The organism is Enterobacteriaceae bacterium Kacie_13, from assembly GCA_013457415.1.
GTDB lineage: Bacteria > Pseudomonadota > Gammaproteobacteria > Enterobacterales > Enterobacteriaceae > Rahnella.
Genome location: CP045665.1, coordinates 4,112,428 through 4,127,304 on the forward strand (window position 1 = coordinate 4,112,428; position 14,877 = coordinate 4,127,304).

Sequence of the window (14,877 nt, forward strand, 5' to 3'; positions counted from 1 at the left end):
AGCAGTCCGGGTTGGTGATATACATGAGATGGCGGTAGAATGACCCGTTTTCAATCCCAACTTAAGCAAAAAAGACGATGAATCTTAACAATAAACAAAAACAGTACCTGAAAGGCTTGGCACATCCACTGAAACCGGTTGTCATGCTGGGTAACAACGGCCTGACAGAAGGCGTGCTCGCCGAAATCGAACAGGCGCTGGCGCATCACGAACTGATCAAGATTAAAGTCGCGGCAGAAGAACGCGAAACGAAGGCTTTGATCGTAGACGCTATCGTGCGTGAAACCAAGGCGTGTAATGTGCAAGTTATCGGCAATATGCTGGTACTTTATCGCCCTTCTACCGAAGACCGCAAAATTATCTTACCGCGTTAATTCGTCAGAGTTTAACGAAAAACGCTTTAGATTTTCGGAAAGGTGCCACGAAATCACGTTCAGGAAAAGGCTATAACCGGCCTTTTTACGTTAGTTTTCAATTTAATGTGAAGCAATCCACTTCATGAATGGGTGATTTATAGGGCGAAACGTCACGTTTCGCCCTTTTTAATGCGGATTTTTAGAGGTACTCGACCTTCAGCACTTCAAACTCAACATCGCCGCCTGGTGTGTTAATTACCACCACATCATCCTGCTCTTTGCCGATCAATCCACGTGCAATCGGTGAGTTTACAGAAATCAAATTTTGCTTAAAGTCTGCTTCGTCGTCACCCACGATGCGGTAAGTCTGCTCTTCTTCACTATCCAGATTCATCAGTTTGACAGTGGCGCCAAAAATCACACGGCCCGTAGCCGGCATTTTTGTCACATCGATCACCTGGGCGTTTGAGAGCTTGGCTTCGATCTCCTGAATACGTCCTTCGCAAAAACCTTGCTGTTCGCGGGCTGCGTGGTATTCAGCATTTTCTTTCAAATCGCCGTGCTCACGTGCAGTGGCAATATCGGCAATAATTTTGGGACGACGCACGCCCTTCAGATGATCCAGCTCTTCACGTAATCTTTCAGCGCCACGCAACGTCATCGGAATCGGTTTCATATATTCATTACCTCTAACTTGGTCCTTTCGGTAAACACCGTCCTGATTGAATCAGGTAAGAAATTAAGCCAGATCTTTTGACTCACTCGCTCTGGCGAAAAACAAAAAAAACTCACCCGGAGTTGCCACCAGGCCAGGATTCATTTTGCATTATGATACGTATTTTAACGTAGAGTTCACTGAGGATCATTGTTTACTTTCAGCCACGTTGCGCCTTGGTTCGTAGCATCGTAGTATGGCACCACATTATCCTGTTGTTACCCAGAGCCTTACTCAAAATAATGCGTTTTATACGAATTGTCAGTGGATTAGCATGCGCGTTTGTGCTCAATGCAAATGCGGCCCAGATTGAAAATTACACAGAATATCTGCCGGACGGCACGAATCTGGCTGTGCTGGTACAGAAAATTGGCGCGCCTGCACCCGCCATCGATTATCACGGTTCCCAGATGGCACTGCCAGCCAGTACAATGAAGATTCTGACCGCTTTGGCAGCTTTACTTCAATTAGGTCCCGATTTCAGGTTCACCACCACGTTGGAAACCCCGGGCTCTGTTTCCGGCGGTGTCCTTAAAGGGGATCTGGTCGCTCGTTTTTCCGGTGATCCGACACTAAAGCGTCAGAATATTCGCAATATGGTCGCGGTGCTCAAAAAACAGGGCATCAAAGAGATCAGCGGCAATGTGGTGGTGAATACATCCGTGTTCGCCAGCCATGACAAAGCCCCCGGCTGGCCGTGGAATGACATCACTCAATGCTTCAGTGCGCCTCCCGCCGCTGCCATTGTCGATCGTAACTGTTTCTCTGTTTCCCTTTACAGCGCCCCTAAACCCGATGAGAACGCGTTTATCCGCGTGGCCTCCTATTACCCGGTTCATATGTTCAGTGAAGTGCGTACACTGGCTAAAGGCTCTCCAGATGCACAATATTGTGAGCTTGATGTCGTACCGGGTGAATTCAATCGTTATACATTGACGGGCTGTCTGACCCAACGTAGCGAACCTCTGCCCCTGGCATTTGCCATTCAGGATGGTGCCAGCTATGCCGGTGCGATTCTGAAAGATGAGCTTTTACAGGCCGATATTCAGATTGATGGCACATTAAAGCGCCAGACTCAGCAGACCCCTGCTGGAACAGTTCTGGCACAAACGCAATCAGCGCCCTTGCACGATTTGCTGCGAATCATGTTGAAGAAATCCGACAACATGATTGCGGACACTGTTTTCCGCACCATTGGGCATCAGCGTTTCGGTGTACCGGGAACATGGCGTGCAGGTTCTGACGCTGTGCGTCAGATTCTGCGTCAGAAGGCGGGTGTCGATTTAGGCAACTCAATTCAGGTGGATGGCTCAGGTTTATCCCGCCACGATTTGCTGTCACCCGCAACGATGATGCAGGTGCTGCAATATATCGCTCAGAACGATAAAGACTTAGATTTCATCTCAATGCTACCGCTGGCAGGCCATGACGGCACGTTGCAATACCGCGGTGGCCTGCATGAAGCAGGTGTCGATGGTAAAGTGTCAGCGAAAACCGGCTCATTGTCTGGCGTATATAACCTGGCAGGCTTTATCACGACGGCCAGCGGGCAACGCATGGCATTTGTTCAATTCCTCTCAGGATACGCGGTACCACCTGAAGACCAGCGAACACGTCGCGCGCCGCTTGTGCGTTTTGAAAGCCGGCTTTACAAGGATATCTACCAAAATAATTAATCACGGAGAAGTGCCAGACGATGAAACTGCTGATAGTTGAAGATGATGAACTTTTACGGCAGGGATTATCGCTGGCCTTAACCAGCGATAATTACGTTTGTGACTGCGCATCTACTGCCGCTGAGGCGCAAAGCCTTATCCAGACCAGTCAATACAGTCTGGTCATCCTTGATTTGGGGTTACCAGATAAAGATGGCGCAACACTTCTGCGCCAATGGCGACGTCAGAGAATCTCGCTTCCCGTCCTGATCCTTACCGCCCGCGATGCACTTGAGGATCGCGTGGATGGTCTGGATGCCGGGGCTGATGATTACCTGATAAAACCTTTCGCCTTAGCCGAGTTACAAGCCCGCGTCCGCGCGCTCATCCGCCGGTACCAGGGGCAAAGCGATAATGAAATCTCTGTCGGCAATCTGCGAATTAATCTCTCATCGCAGCAAACCTATCTGGGTGACGCGCAGGTTGAGGTCACACCCAAAGAGTTCGCGATTCTGACCCGCCTGATGATGCGCGCCGGACAAACAGTTAACCGCGAATTGCTTCAGCAAGATCTCTACACCTGGCAGGATGATTTGGGCTCCAATACGCTGGAAGTTCACGTCCATAACCTGCGTCGGAAACTGGGTAAAGAGTTGATCCGTACGGTTCGTGGCATTGGTTACCGCCTGGAGATGATGCCATGACCAGTATGCGCCGCCGTCTGATGGTTATGTTGGCTCTGATTCTTTTCGTCACGCAACTCACCAGCGTTTTTTGGCTTTGGCATGAAAGTCAGGAGCAAATTAACCTACTGGTGAATGACACGCTTTCCGCCAAAGTGCGTAATGCGCACGTCGAGAAAGAAATTGCCGAAGCGATCGCCTCGCTGATCGCTCCTTCTTTGCTGATGATGACCATTACGCTGGTACTGTCTTTCTGGGCGATAAGCTGGATTATCCGTCCGCTAAATCAGTTGCAAAAACGTCTGGAAACACGCTCCGCTGATAATCTTTCCCCTTTGCCGCTGAACAGTGAAATTCGTGAAGTAGTGGCCGTCACTAACGCCCTCAATCAGCTGTTCTTACGCCTGTCTAATACGATTCAACAGGAGCGATTATTCACCGCCGATGCTGCGCATGAACTGCGAACTCCGCTTGCGGGGGTACGTTTACATCTTGAGATCATGCACAAAAATGGGGTGTCTGGCAGTGATACGCTGATAGGTCGCATCGATCAGCTGATGCATACTATTGAGCAATTACTGATGCTGTCGCGCGCCGGACAGAACTTTGCCAAAGGCGAGTATCAGCAGGTGGATCTGGTATCGAACGTTATCGAACCGCTACGGGAGGAATTTTGCGAAATGCTGGAAGATCGCCAGCAGAGGCTGGCGTTGAAGCTCCCCGAACGCGCCACACTGCAGGGCGACGCCGTGCTGCTCCGTTTGATGGTCAGAAACTTAGTGGAAAATGCTTACCGCTACGGTCCTTCGGGCAGCGAAATCACCCTTACGGTTCAGCAGCAGAATAACGGCTTCCTGATACAAATAGATGATGAAGGCCCGGGGATCGATGAGACCAAGGCCTGTGAATTGACTCAGGCATTTAAACGCATGGATCAACGCTATGGCGGAAGTGGGCTGGGTTTAAACATCGTCATCCGCATTGCTCAGTTGCACTGCGGAACACTGACGCTGCGCAACCGTTCTTCTGCCAACGGGTTGAGTGCACAATGCTGGCTGCCTGATGTGATTCTGGAAAATGCGCTATCGCTGTCGGCTAGCACCACAAAAAATATGTATTAAAAAAGGCTGCCACTGGCAGCCTTTCAGATTATATCAACGCATACTCACGCCGGATTAACGTTCGTAAATGATTTCAACGCCTTCGTCGTCGTCTTCATCCCAGTCATCATCCCAGTCGTCATCAGCTTCGGCTTCCACTTCAGCGAGTTGTTCACGGTGATAGTCATCCCACATGAATTCGACTTTCTCTGGTGCTGCTTGTTCGATTGCCATGTGTTTAGGATTTTCGTTGATGAACTTCATCACATCCCAGCACAGAGCATTCACGCCTTCACGGTTTGCTGCGGAGATCAGGTAGTAATTACCTTCCCAACCCAGCGCCTCGGCAATGGCTTTCGCACGCGTTTCTGCTTCTTCTTTTTCGATCAAATCAACTTTGTTGAACACCAGCCAGCGAGGCTTTTCAGCCAGTTTGGCGTTGTATTGCTGCAACTCGTTGATGATGACTTTCGCATTTTCGATCGGATCTGATTCATCGATCGGCGCAATATCGATCAGGTGCAATAACACGCGGCAACGTTCAAGGTGTTTCAGGAAGCGAATTCCTAAACCAGCGCCTTCGGACGCGCCTTCAATCAGACCAGGAATATCGGCGATGACGAAGCTCTGCTCGCTGTCCATTCGCACAACGCCGAGGCTTGGCACCAGGGTCGTAAACGGATAGTCAGCGACTTTTGGTTTCGCGGCGGAAACTGCACGGATGAAAGTAGATTTACCCGCATTTGGCAGACCCAGCATACCCACGTCCGCAAGAAGCATCAGCTCAAGGGCGATATCACGCTCTTCGCCTTTGGTACCCATGGTTTTCTGGCGTGGGGAACGGTTAACCGAAGATTTAAAACGGGTATTGCCGAGACCGTGGAATCCGCCTTTCGCGACCATATTGATCTGGCCGTGTTTGGTCATATCAGCCAGCACTTCACCGGTAGCCTGATCCAGCACACGAGTACCGACTGGCACTTTGATAGTGATATCTTTACCACGTTTACCCGTACAGTCGCTGCTCTGACCGTTCGTACCGCGCTCAGCACGGTATGATTTCACAAAGCGGAAATCGATCAGGGTATTCAGGTTTTCATCAGCCAGCAGGAAAACGTCACCGCCGTCGCCACCGTCGCCGCCATCAGGGCCGCCACGTGGAATGTATTTCTCACGGCGGAAGCTTACACAGCCGTTACCACCGTCACCTGCCACGACTAAAATTGTGGCTTCATCAACAAACTTCATTTGTACCGTCTCCGTAAATCATTCGCCGGGCAGCTAGAGTTTAGCTACCAGGTTTTGCTCTGTCCGACGAGGCCACCAACGATGGCCCGCTGCGGAAAACATTGCACCCGCCACCACCACAAATGCCCCAAGATAACCTACAAAATTGAGCACTGGTGCGGCGAAATAGCCTGGCCAGGCAAGTGCTAACAGATCTGAAAATAGCAGGGTAAACAATGGGGTCAGCGTCACTAATGCACTGACCTGCGATGCCTGCCATCTCGCCATCGCTTCCGCTAAGGCACCATATCCTACTAAGGTATTCGCGCCGCAAAACAACAAACAGGCAAACTGCCAGCCGCTGAGCTGTGAGAGCATCGCCGGACTGGCCAGCGGGAGCAATGCGATAGAACATAAAGTGTACAGCAAAAACAGGATTTGCGGTGAGGCCAGTTGCCGCAAGAGAACCTTTTGCGCCACGCCGTAGATCACCCAAACTGTTGCTGCCCCGACGCCAAATAACACACCGAGTGTGTAATCCGTCAGACGAGTAAATATCTCAATCAGGCTGGTATTGAAAAACAAGATCAACCCGCAGATCAACATAGCGGCCCCAATCACCTGCGTGATCCGCATCCTTTCTTTCAGGAGAATCACACTGGCCAGCATCATGCCGACTGGCGAAAGCTGACCGATTACCTGAGAAGCCGTTGGACTTAAGAATTGCAGTGAAGAACTAAAAAGAACAAAGTTCCCCATCAATCCGCAGGTCGCGATCAATACTAAAATCAACCAGCGAGGCCGACTGAAAATCATTCTGGGTGGCAAACGGCGCTTTGCAGCAAGAATACAGCCCAGCACAATTGCTGCCATCGAAAACCGATACCAGACCACTGTGAAGGGATCCATTGCCACTAATACCTGCTTCATGGCAATAGGCAAAGAGCCCCAACTCATGGCAGTGATCAGCGCTAACATAATCCCAACAGGTGCCTGCGATTTACTGTCCATATTCCGCCAGATTGGGCCAACCAGAATGTAAAAAGCCCCGCAACGAGTTGCGGGGCTTACATCTATTTACTAAGACGAGAAAAACTTATTCAGCGTCGATGCTGATGTACTTACGGTTTTTCGGGCCTTTAACTTCGAACTTGACTTTACCGTCAGCCAAAGCAAACAGAGTATGGTCCTTGCCGCAACCCACGTTGATACCAGCGTGGAATTTGGTGCCGCGCTGACGAACGATGATGCTGCCTGCCAGTACTGCTTCGCCGCCAAAGCGTTTTACGCCCAGACGTTTAGCTTCTGAATCGCGACCGTTGCGTGTGGAGCCGCCAGCCTTTTTGTGTGCCATTGTTCCGCTCTCCTAGTCTTAAGCGCTGATGCCGGTGATTTTAACGTCAGTGAACCACTGACGGTGGCCCTGCTGCTTACGATAGTGCTTACGACGACGAAACTTAACGATTTTGACTTTAACGCCACGACCGTGAGCAACGATTTCAGCTTTAACGATACCGCCAGCAACTAATGGCAGGCCGATATTAATTTCTTCACCGTTTGCAATCATCAGAACTTGATCAAACTCGATCGTTTCGCCAGTTGCGATGTCAAGCTTCTCAAGGCGGATAGTCTGCCCTTCGCTGACACGGTGTTGTTTACCACCACTTTGGAAAACCGCGTACATATAAAACTCCGCTTTCCGCGCACTCAACTTTGTATAGTTCAGAGGGCGCTATAAATATTCACAATAGGGCGCGAATTCTACGCAAAAAATCAGAGTAAGACAAGAGCACAATGACCACAAAAGAAGAAAAAAAGCGCAGTTCTTTCGTTATCATTTATCTACACTGTTTTTCAAGTACAATCCCCTTTACAGTTAGCGCCATGTGCCAATGTGAGCCAGATCTCATTGCGGTGAAGAGAACAACAGCCGAAAAAACACAATGAACCTAGAACAGATTATCGATCTTACTCAGGACGACATGGCTGCGGTCAACGCATCCATCCTTGAACAGTTGAACTCCGAAGTTTCACTCATTAATCAACTGGGATATTACATCATCAGCGGTGGCGGTAAACGCATCCGTCCAATGATTGCAGTACTGGCGGCCAGAGCGCTCTCTTACGAAGGCGACAAGCACATCAAAGTCGCTGCACTGATTGAGTTTATCCATACCGCCACGTTATTGCACGATGACGTTGTCGATGAATCGGATATGCGCCGGGGTAAAGCAACAGCCAACGCCGCTTTTGGTAATGCCGCAAGCGTTCTGGTCGGCGATTTTATCTATACCCGTGCATTCCAGATGATGACCGATTTGGAGTCGTTGCCGGTTCTGGCCCTGATGGCTAAAGCGGTGAATGTGATTGCAGAGGGCGAAGTGCAGCAGCTGATTAACTGCAACGACCCTGACATCACTGAAGACAGCTACATGCAGGTTATCTACAGCAAAACAGCGCGTCTGTTTGAAGCTGCCTCTCAGTCTTCTGCCATGCTGGCTGGTGGAACTCAGGAACAGATCCTTGCTTTGCAGGATTACGGCCGTTACCTGGGCACTGCATTCCAGCTGATTGACGATTTGCTCGATTATGATGCTGACGGCGAAACACTGGGTAAAAATACCGGCGATGACCTTGATGAAGGTAAACCGACATTACCGCTTTTGCATGCGATGCAACATGGTGATAAAGAACAATCGGCCATGATTCGTAATGCTATCGAACAAGGTAATGGGCGCCATTTACTGGAACCTGTATTGTCAGCCATGCACCAATGGGGCTCCCTGGAATACACCCGTAAGCGGGCCGAAGAAGAAGCTGACAAGGCCATAAAGGCACTTCAGGTGTTGCCAGAGTCTGTCTATCGCTCGGCACTTGAAGGCCTGGCGCATCTTTCAGTGAAACGCGACTTCTGATGTTTATCTGTCGTACCTGGCACTTATCGTGCAGGTACGACAGTTTTCAACGCTAGTTTTAGTCAGGCTTGCGCAACCTGTTTATCACTTCTGAAACGCCTTCTCTTACAATAAACGCGATCATCGTTTCACGTTCTGGCTCTCTCAATTGCTTGTAGCTTTCAATCCAGATTGCCAGAGGATCCTGATGCGAGGTATAGACATACTCCGCGGTATGCTCGTTCATTGCCAGACTGGCGATCGTATTACCGGGCAGGCTATCTATGTGATATTCCACCGCACGCCCTTGTACACCGCGTCTTCTCCTTTTAATCCAGCATAACCTGCGCGCCATTCCATGCACGCCTTGTGTCGAAGTTGGGAGCCCTTCTTTACCGGTTAATTCCTTTGCTGCGAACCACTCTTTTTTCATAACGATCCTTGTATTTCTTATATAAATCTCTAAGAAAGTTTCTGTTATAAATCCATGAGAATAATGCCGATACTTTCCTGAAACCTCCGGTGTTTATTTTAGAGATGACTTTAACGCCGGCTTTTAAGGAAAACGTCTATTTAACGGAAAGAAGATATTCAATTTTTCGAAATGAGTCTACTGCTGACTTAAAAAGTTTCCATGAATTTTCTTTATCAAAAGCCGTATGAATGGCGTAATACCCTCTTTTTAGAAACAAACGTACTCAAGTCGAAAGAAAAAGGGAGGAAAATAAAATAAAGCATTAAAAAACAATAAGTAGAATTATTTACGCTCAAAATAAAACAGATTTTCTTTATAAAAACATAGAAAATTATTTATTGATAAGCCCTATCCATTGTGGCAATGGATGATAAAGATCAAAAAACACACGATAGAATAACTTATCCAATTTACGTCATTTCAAACTTGCACGTAATACATCATAAAAATAGACGCTAATCACAAAAAGCAACACGAATTTACTTGTTTGTTTTAATCAGAATAAGAAGGTATTTTCTAAATGAAAGCAATGCGGGTTTTTCGGAAACATTCATTTGAATGAGTACATCTGAAAAAAACAACCGCAGAATATATATTTAAATAAAATACATTCGAAAACTACATTTGAACAAATAAGGAAGCCATCATGAACACAAGGAACGAAGACTGGCATCAGGCCGATATCATTGCTGCGCTAAGAAAGAAAGGAACCACGCTGGCGGCGGTATCACGCTCGGCAGGCTTAAGTTCTTCAACCTTATCAAACGCGCTATCACGGCCGTGGCCAAAAGGGGAACTACTCATTGCAAGTGCGCTTGGACTCCATCCTTCAATTATCTGGCCAAGCCGCTATTTTGACGCGAAGACTTTTCAAATCATCGAACGTCGTTGTCGTACACCTAATGCTTCTCGTGACTAAATCACGCCGGGTATAATTTATAACCGCCGGGTTACACCGGCGGTTATAAAGAGGCGGCATCAGTTATTGATAAACTGTTCACCGAGCTCAATATCTTTTCGCAGGATATCCAGCATAGATTCAAGCGATTGCTGCTCAAACGCACTCAGTTTGCCGACATCCAGCAACTGCTCAATTCCATTCTTTCCCAGCAAAACAGGCTGCGCGAAGAACCGGGTATGTTCACCCTTCCCTTCCACATACGCACATTCTACAACGTTACTTTCGCCCTGCATGGCGCGCAGCAATGAAAGTCCGAAACGCGCAGCGGCCTGCCCCATCGACAGCGTTGCAGATCCGCCACCGGCTTTTGCTTCGACAACTTCGGTACCTGCATTCTGAATACGCTTAGTGAGAGAGGTGATTTCTTCGTCGCTGAACGTCACACCAGAAATCTGAGAAAGCAGCGGAAGGATAGTCACACCGGAATGTCCTCCGATCACTGGCACTTCAATCTCATCTGGCTGCTTGCCTTTCAGTTCCGCAACGAAAGTATTAGAACGGATAGCATCCAGCGTGGTGATACCAAAGAGTTTGTTTTTATCGTACACACCGGCATTCTTGAGCACTTCCGCCGCGATGGCGACCGTAGTGTTGACCGGATTGGTAATAATGCCGATGCAGGCTTTCGGGCAGGTTTTCGCAACTTGTTGAATAAGATTACGGACGATACCCGCATTAACGTTGAACAGATCGGAACGATCCATCCCTGGTTTTCGCGCCACACCCGCTGAAATCAGGACAATATCCGCACCTTCCAGCGCTGGCGTGGCATCTTCTCCACAGAAGCCTTTGATTTTTACCGCAGTTGGAATGTGACTGAGATCGACAGCAACGCCCGGCGTCACCGGTGCGATATCATATAATGAGAGTTCGGAACCGGAAGGTAGCTGGGTCTTAAGCAGAAGTGCGAGGGCCTGACCGATACCACCCGCAGCACCGAGAACTGCAACTTTCATCCTATACTCCTTTTTTATCATTAACTTATAAGTGTCGTGGGATTATTTTGGTTGTGACCTTAATCACTTACGCTGTTAAAAACAATCGCTCACCTGCAGAGAATCTGAGATGGGTCGTTTAGAAAGTAAAAAAATACTGTTAAACGGCCTTTATCCGGTCTTTTATGACTTTTTATCGGAAAGCTTCCCTTAAAAGTAGCATCCCAAAACCTGTCAGGTTAATAAATGGTTAAATTTGGTTCATTGTGTGAGCTGAATCGAAGTCCTCAGATTCATTGACACTATCGAATTAACCACCTGCAATGCACATTTTTGTGCATATTCATGAAAAAATCTTGATGCGACATCTGTCAAATTCCTTGCAGAATGGTAAATCAGCGATTTACCTCCGCATGGCATGTTGCATAAAAATGCAATTATCTGCATAATCAGCTTAACGATGATCAAGAGACCAGGGTGCAAAATGCGTAATCCTGCTAAACAGGAAGATTTAATCAAAGCCTTCAAAGCATTGTTGAAGGAAGAGAAATTCAGCTCTCAGGGCGAAATAGTCGTCGCACTCCAGGAGGAAGGATTCGAAAACATCAATCAGTCCAAAGTCTCACGGATGCTGACCAAATTCGGTGCGGTGCGTACGCGCAACGCAAAAATGGAAATGGTGTACTGCCTGCCAGCCGAGATAGGTGTACCCACCACCACCAGCCCGCTAAAGAATCTGGTACTGGATATCGACTACAATGAAGCCGTTGTGGTTATCCGCACCAGCCCCGGTGCTGCACAGCTGATCGCGCGTTTGCTTGATTCGCTGGGTAAATCAGAAGGCATCCTTGGCACTATCGCGGGTGATGACACAATTTTCACCACCCCGGCGCGCGGTTTTAGCGTGAAACAGCTGCACGACGCCATTCTGAGTTTGTTTGAACAGGAGTTATAAGTCGCCGTTATAGTACAAGGCCGCTTGCTCCCATTCTGTGCCGGGGGTCAGAAGAACAGTATTTCTGACCTCATGCCAGTCACTTTACCCCTGTTTCATAATGGTTAAATCCCACCAGCCCTACAGAAACCTCCCTTCTCTGGGAAATCACGACATCCTTCATCAGCACGATTCTGTTAACTCTCGTCACAACACGCCCATTTCCGTCACATAAATATTTCAATGGTGTGATTCACCACAAAAATGAGCACAGATAATCAAATTCACTCAATTTATTGATTTTGCGGGATATTAACACCAAAAGGACATTTTATAGACATTTTTTATTACTTTTAGTTATTAAAAACACCAATAGGGGACACATAACCACCAAAATAACTATTAGCAAACTATTAATATTTATAGTGACTAGATGTATACTCATTTCCGTGGTGTAAGACACCAGTTGTTGGAACACATAATAAATTCGACGAGGTCAAATCATGAACGTTAAAACTACAATCGCAACATTAAGCATTCTCTCTGCTCTGTCATTTGGTGCTTTTGCAGCACAACCTGTTACTCAGGATCAGGCTGCTAATTTGCAGGCAAAAGGGATGATCAGCGTCAGCGGCGTAGCCGGTGCACCTTCTGATATCCGTCAGGCACTGTCTGACAAGGCTGATGCAAAAGGCGCTAAAGCTTTCCGCGTTATTGAAGTGCGTCAGGAAGGTAACTATCACGCAACCGCCGAAATCTACCAATAAGTCACCCGGTAGACCGAGCGAAGGGGCCTGAATGAATCGGGCCCGTGCATAAGACGGATTTATCACTGCCAGCTTTACGTTCCCGAACGCTTACCGCGCCCTGAACCACAGTAAAACAGCCCTGATAGATCTACATATGAACCGACGTTGCAGTCTCAGATTGCATCAACGTCAGTAAAATCAGGAAATTATCATGAAAATCATCACTACTCTCGCCGCGCTTAGTCTGTTGTCTGCTGTTTCTTTCGGTGCGTCTGCCGCACAACTGGTGACTAACCAGCAAGCTGAAAACCTGCAATCTATGGGTGTGATCAGCGTCAGCGGTGTAGACGGTGTACCGACAGATATCCGCCAGCAGCTGTCTGATAAAGCCGATGCAAAAGGCGCAAAATCTTATCGTGTGATTGAAGCCCATAACGAAGGTGCTTATCACGCGACTGCAGAAATCTACCAGTAAGATTTCTGAGTATTACCCTGAAACAAAAGCCACTGTTTGAGTGTCTTGAATTAGCGTAACCGGGTTCAACAGCCACAGATCGTCTAAACGACGCTGTTGAGGCTGGAAGAGAGCTGACACTGCCACTGCCGCGCTCTCTTGCTAACGATACCCTCGTCGTCCTGTCCGACGACACCCTTTGGCTCCCATATCTTTTTGGGAGCTTTTTTTTACCTGTTGGCCTGCCATTCACCTTAAAAAACGAAAAAAAAAGCACAGCCAGTGCTGTGCTCTGATTTCGATGAATCGACTCTTATTGCTGTTCTGCGGCGCTGGCTTTTGCCGACAGTGCTGCCAGCAGTTTTCCATGGATACCACCAAAACCGCCGTTGCTCATCACCAGGATATGATCACCCGGCAGTGATGCCTTAATGACCATATCCACCAGAGAATCCACATCGGCACTCCAGTGCGCAGGCTGAATGCAGTGTTCTGCCACTTCAGCGACCTGCCACGGAATATGCTGCGGCTGTAGCAGAAAAACTTCATCAGCGCGGCCTAGCGACGGTGCAAGTTCATTTTTGCTCATGCCCATCTTCATGGTATTGGAACGCGGTTCAAGAACGGCCAGAATACGCGCCGTTCCGCCCACTTTGCTGCGCAATGCGGAGAGCGTAGCCAGAATCGCGGTCGGATGGTGCGCGAAATCATCATATACACTGACGCCGTTTTCCACGCCACGAAGTTCAAGGCGACGGCGGGCGTTGATAAAATCACCCAGCGCTTTACAGGCATCTTCCGGTTTCACCCCAACATGGCGCGCCGCGGCAATTGCCATCAGCCCGTTATGCATGTTGTGTTCACCGACCAGATTCCAGTTCACTTCCCCGACAACCTCGCCTTTCAGATAGACGTTGAAAGAGCTGGCGTCTGGTGTCAGTTTTTTTGCATCCCATGTACAGGCTTCAGTTTCACCAACAAACTCCTGCTCGCTCCAGCAACCCATCGCCATCACCTGTTTAAGCGGTGTATCGTGTTCCGGCAGGATGATTTTGCCTTTGCCCGGCACCAGACGTACCAAATGATGGAACTGTTTCTGGATGGCTTTCAGATCGTCAAAAATATCGGCGTGGTCGAACTCGAGGTTGTTGAGCACCAACGTACGCGGGCTATAATGAACGAATTTAGAGCGTTTATCAAAGAAGGCGCAATCGTATTCATCCGCCTCCAGCACCATAAACGGGCTGTTGCCCAGACGTGCAGAAACCTCAAAGTTGCCCGGTACACCACCAATAACATAGCCCGGCTCGTAGCCGCAGGCTTCGAGGATCCACGTCACCATGCCAGCAGTGGTCGTTTTGCCATGAGTACCGGCAACGGCAATCACCCAGCGTCCCGGCAGAATGTGGTCGTGCAGCCATTGCGGGCCGGATACGTAAGGGATGCCCTGTTCCAGTACGGCTTCGACACACGGGTTACCGCGTGTCATCGCGTTGCCAATGATCACCAGATCGGGCTGAGGATATAACTGTGCAGGATCGTAACCCTTAATCAGCTCAATACCCTGATTTTCCAGCAGCGTACTCATCGGTGGATAAACGTTGTCGTCCGAACCAGTAACCTGATGCCCCTGAGCACGAGCCAGCATCGCCAGCCCGCCCATAAACGTGCCGCAAATCCCAAGAATATGAATGCGCATATATTTTCCATTAATGCCTTTAAGTCAGCCGCTATTCTAC

At 48.6% G+C, this 14,877-nt stretch carries 17 protein-coding genes; 9 read left to right on the top strand and 8 right to left on the bottom strand.

What is annotated here, in order from left to right; genetic code table 11:
* Nucleotides 1–77 precede the first annotated feature (77 nt).
* On the top strand, nt 78–374 hold the full coding sequence (gene yhbY, locus GE278_18795) for a ribosome assembly RNA-binding protein YhbY (protein QLK62676.1): 297 nt from the start codon (nt 78–80) through the stop codon (nt 372–374).
* A gap of 181 nt (nt 375–555) precedes the next feature.
* On the opposite strand, the gene greA is transcribed toward yhbY, so the two are convergent.
* Nucleotides 556–1,032, bottom strand: coding sequence for a transcription elongation factor GreA (greA, locus tag GE278_18800; GenBank protein ID QLK62677.1), 477 nt, complete (start codon nt 1,030–1,032; stop codon nt 556–558).
* 281 nt (nt 1,033–1,313) lie between these two features.
* Here greA and dacB point away from each other — a divergent pair, with 281 nt between their 5' ends.
* Genes dacB through pmrB form a run of 3 tightly spaced genes read left to right on the top strand, consistent with a single transcriptional unit; the run spans nt 1,314 to nt 4,530 of the window.
* On the top strand, nt 1,314–2,747 hold the full coding sequence (gene dacB, locus GE278_18805) for a serine-type D-Ala-D-Ala carboxypeptidase (protein ID QLK62678.1): 1,434 nt from the start codon (nt 1,314–1,316) through the stop codon (nt 2,745–2,747).
* Nucleotides 2,748–2,767: 20 nt separating this feature from the next.
* Entirely contained in the window at nt 2,768–3,430 is a 663-nt protein-coding gene (gene pmrA, locus GE278_18810; GenBank protein ID QLK62679.1) for a two-component system response regulator PmrA, read from the top strand.
* The gene (gene pmrB, locus GE278_18815; protein QLK62680.1) at nt 3,427–4,530 is read left to right on the top strand and encodes a two-component system sensor histidine kinase PmrB; all 1,104 of its coding nucleotides are present in this window, start codon (nt 3,427–3,429) and stop codon (nt 4,528–4,530) included. The genes pmrA and pmrB overlap by 4 nt, the downstream gene beginning before the upstream one ends.
* 54 nt (nt 4,531–4,584) lie before the next feature.
* Here the strand turns inward: pmrB and cgtA are convergent, their stop codons facing one another.
* The 4 genes from cgtA to rplU all read right to left on the bottom strand — a co-directional run bounded on the left by cgtA (nt 4,585) and on the right by rplU (nt 7,420).
* Nucleotides 4,585–5,757, bottom strand: a complete 1,173-nt coding sequence (gene cgtA / locus GE278_18820) for an Obg family GTPase CgtA (GenBank protein ID QLK62681.1) — start codon at nt 5,755–5,757, stop codon at nt 4,585–4,587.
* Between the two features lie 33 nt (nt 5,758–5,790).
* A complete protein-coding gene (locus GE278_18825; protein ID QLK62682.1) occupies nt 5,791–6,747 on the bottom strand; it encodes an EamA family transporter in 957 nt (318 codons plus the stop codon).
* An 85-nt stretch (nt 6,748–6,832) separates the two neighbouring features.
* Nucleotides 6,833–7,090, bottom strand: coding sequence for a 50S ribosomal protein L27 (gene rpmA / locus GE278_18830; GenBank protein ID QLK62683.1), 258 nt, complete (start codon nt 7,088–7,090; stop codon nt 6,833–6,835).
* Nucleotides 7,091–7,108: 18 nt separating this feature from the next.
* Complete coding sequence (gene rplU / locus GE278_18835; GenBank protein ID QLK62684.1) at nt 7,109–7,420, bottom strand: 50S ribosomal protein L21; 312 nt, start codon at nt 7,418–7,420, stop codon at nt 7,109–7,111.
* 259 nt (nt 7,421–7,679) lie between these two features.
* Here rplU and ispB point away from each other — a divergent pair, with 259 nt between their 5' ends.
* Nucleotides 7,680–8,651, top strand: coding sequence for an octaprenyl diphosphate synthase (gene ispB / locus GE278_18840; GenBank protein QLK62685.1), 972 nt, complete (start codon nt 7,680–7,682; stop codon nt 8,649–8,651).
* A gap of 58 nt (nt 8,652–8,709) precedes the next feature.
* Here ispB and GE278_18845 read toward each other — a convergent pair whose 3' ends face one another.
* A complete protein-coding gene (locus GE278_18845) occupies nt 8,710–9,063 on the bottom strand; it encodes a putative DNA-binding transcriptional regulator (GenBank protein ID QLK62686.1) in 354 nt (117 codons plus the stop codon).
* A gap of 688 nt (nt 9,064–9,751) precedes the next feature.
* Between GE278_18845 and GE278_18850 the strand changes: the two genes are divergently transcribed.
* Complete coding sequence (locus tag GE278_18850) at nt 9,752–10,024, top strand: transcriptional regulator (GenBank protein QLK62687.1); 273 nt, start codon at nt 9,752–9,754, stop codon at nt 10,022–10,024.
* A gap of 59 nt (nt 10,025–10,083) precedes the next feature.
* Here GE278_18850 and mdh read toward each other — a convergent pair whose 3' ends face one another.
* Nucleotides 10,084–11,022 (bottom strand): malate dehydrogenase, encoded by a 939-nt coding sequence (gene mdh, locus GE278_18855; protein ID QLK62688.1) that lies wholly within the window; start codon nt 11,020–11,022, stop codon nt 10,084–10,086.
* Nucleotides 11,023–11,485: 463 nt separating this feature from the next.
* Here mdh and argR point away from each other — a divergent pair, with 463 nt between their 5' ends.
* The 3 genes from argR (at nt 11,486) to yhcN (GE278_18870) (ending at nt 13,159) form a co-directional block, all read left to right on the top strand.
* Nucleotides 11,486–11,956: a transcriptional regulator ArgR gene (gene argR / locus GE278_18860; protein QLK62689.1), complete on the top strand. Its 471-nt coding sequence runs from the start codon at nt 11,486–11,488 to the stop codon at nt 11,954–11,956.
* 482 nt (nt 11,957–12,438) lie between these two features.
* The gene (gene yhcN, locus GE278_18865) at nt 12,439–12,702 is read left to right on the top strand and encodes a peroxide/acid stress response protein YhcN (protein QLK62690.1); all 264 of its coding nucleotides are present in this window, start codon (nt 12,439–12,441) and stop codon (nt 12,700–12,702) included.
* A 193-nt stretch (nt 12,703–12,895) separates the two neighbouring features.
* The gene (gene yhcN, locus GE278_18870; GenBank protein ID QLK62691.1) at nt 12,896–13,159 is read left to right on the top strand and encodes a peroxide/acid stress response protein YhcN; all 264 of its coding nucleotides are present in this window, start codon (nt 12,896–12,898) and stop codon (nt 13,157–13,159) included.
* Between the two features lie 292 nt (nt 13,160–13,451).
* Here the strand turns inward: yhcN (GE278_18870) and mpl are convergent, their stop codons facing one another.
* Nucleotides 13,452–14,837 carry a UDP-N-acetylmuramate:L-alanyl-gamma-D-glutamyl-meso-diaminopimelate ligase gene (gene mpl / locus GE278_18875; protein ID QLK62692.1) on the bottom strand — a complete coding sequence of 462 codons (1,386 nt, stop codon included), beginning with the start codon at nt 14,835–14,837 and terminating at the stop codon, nt 13,452–13,454.
* Nucleotides 14,838–14,877 lie beyond the last annotated feature (40 nt).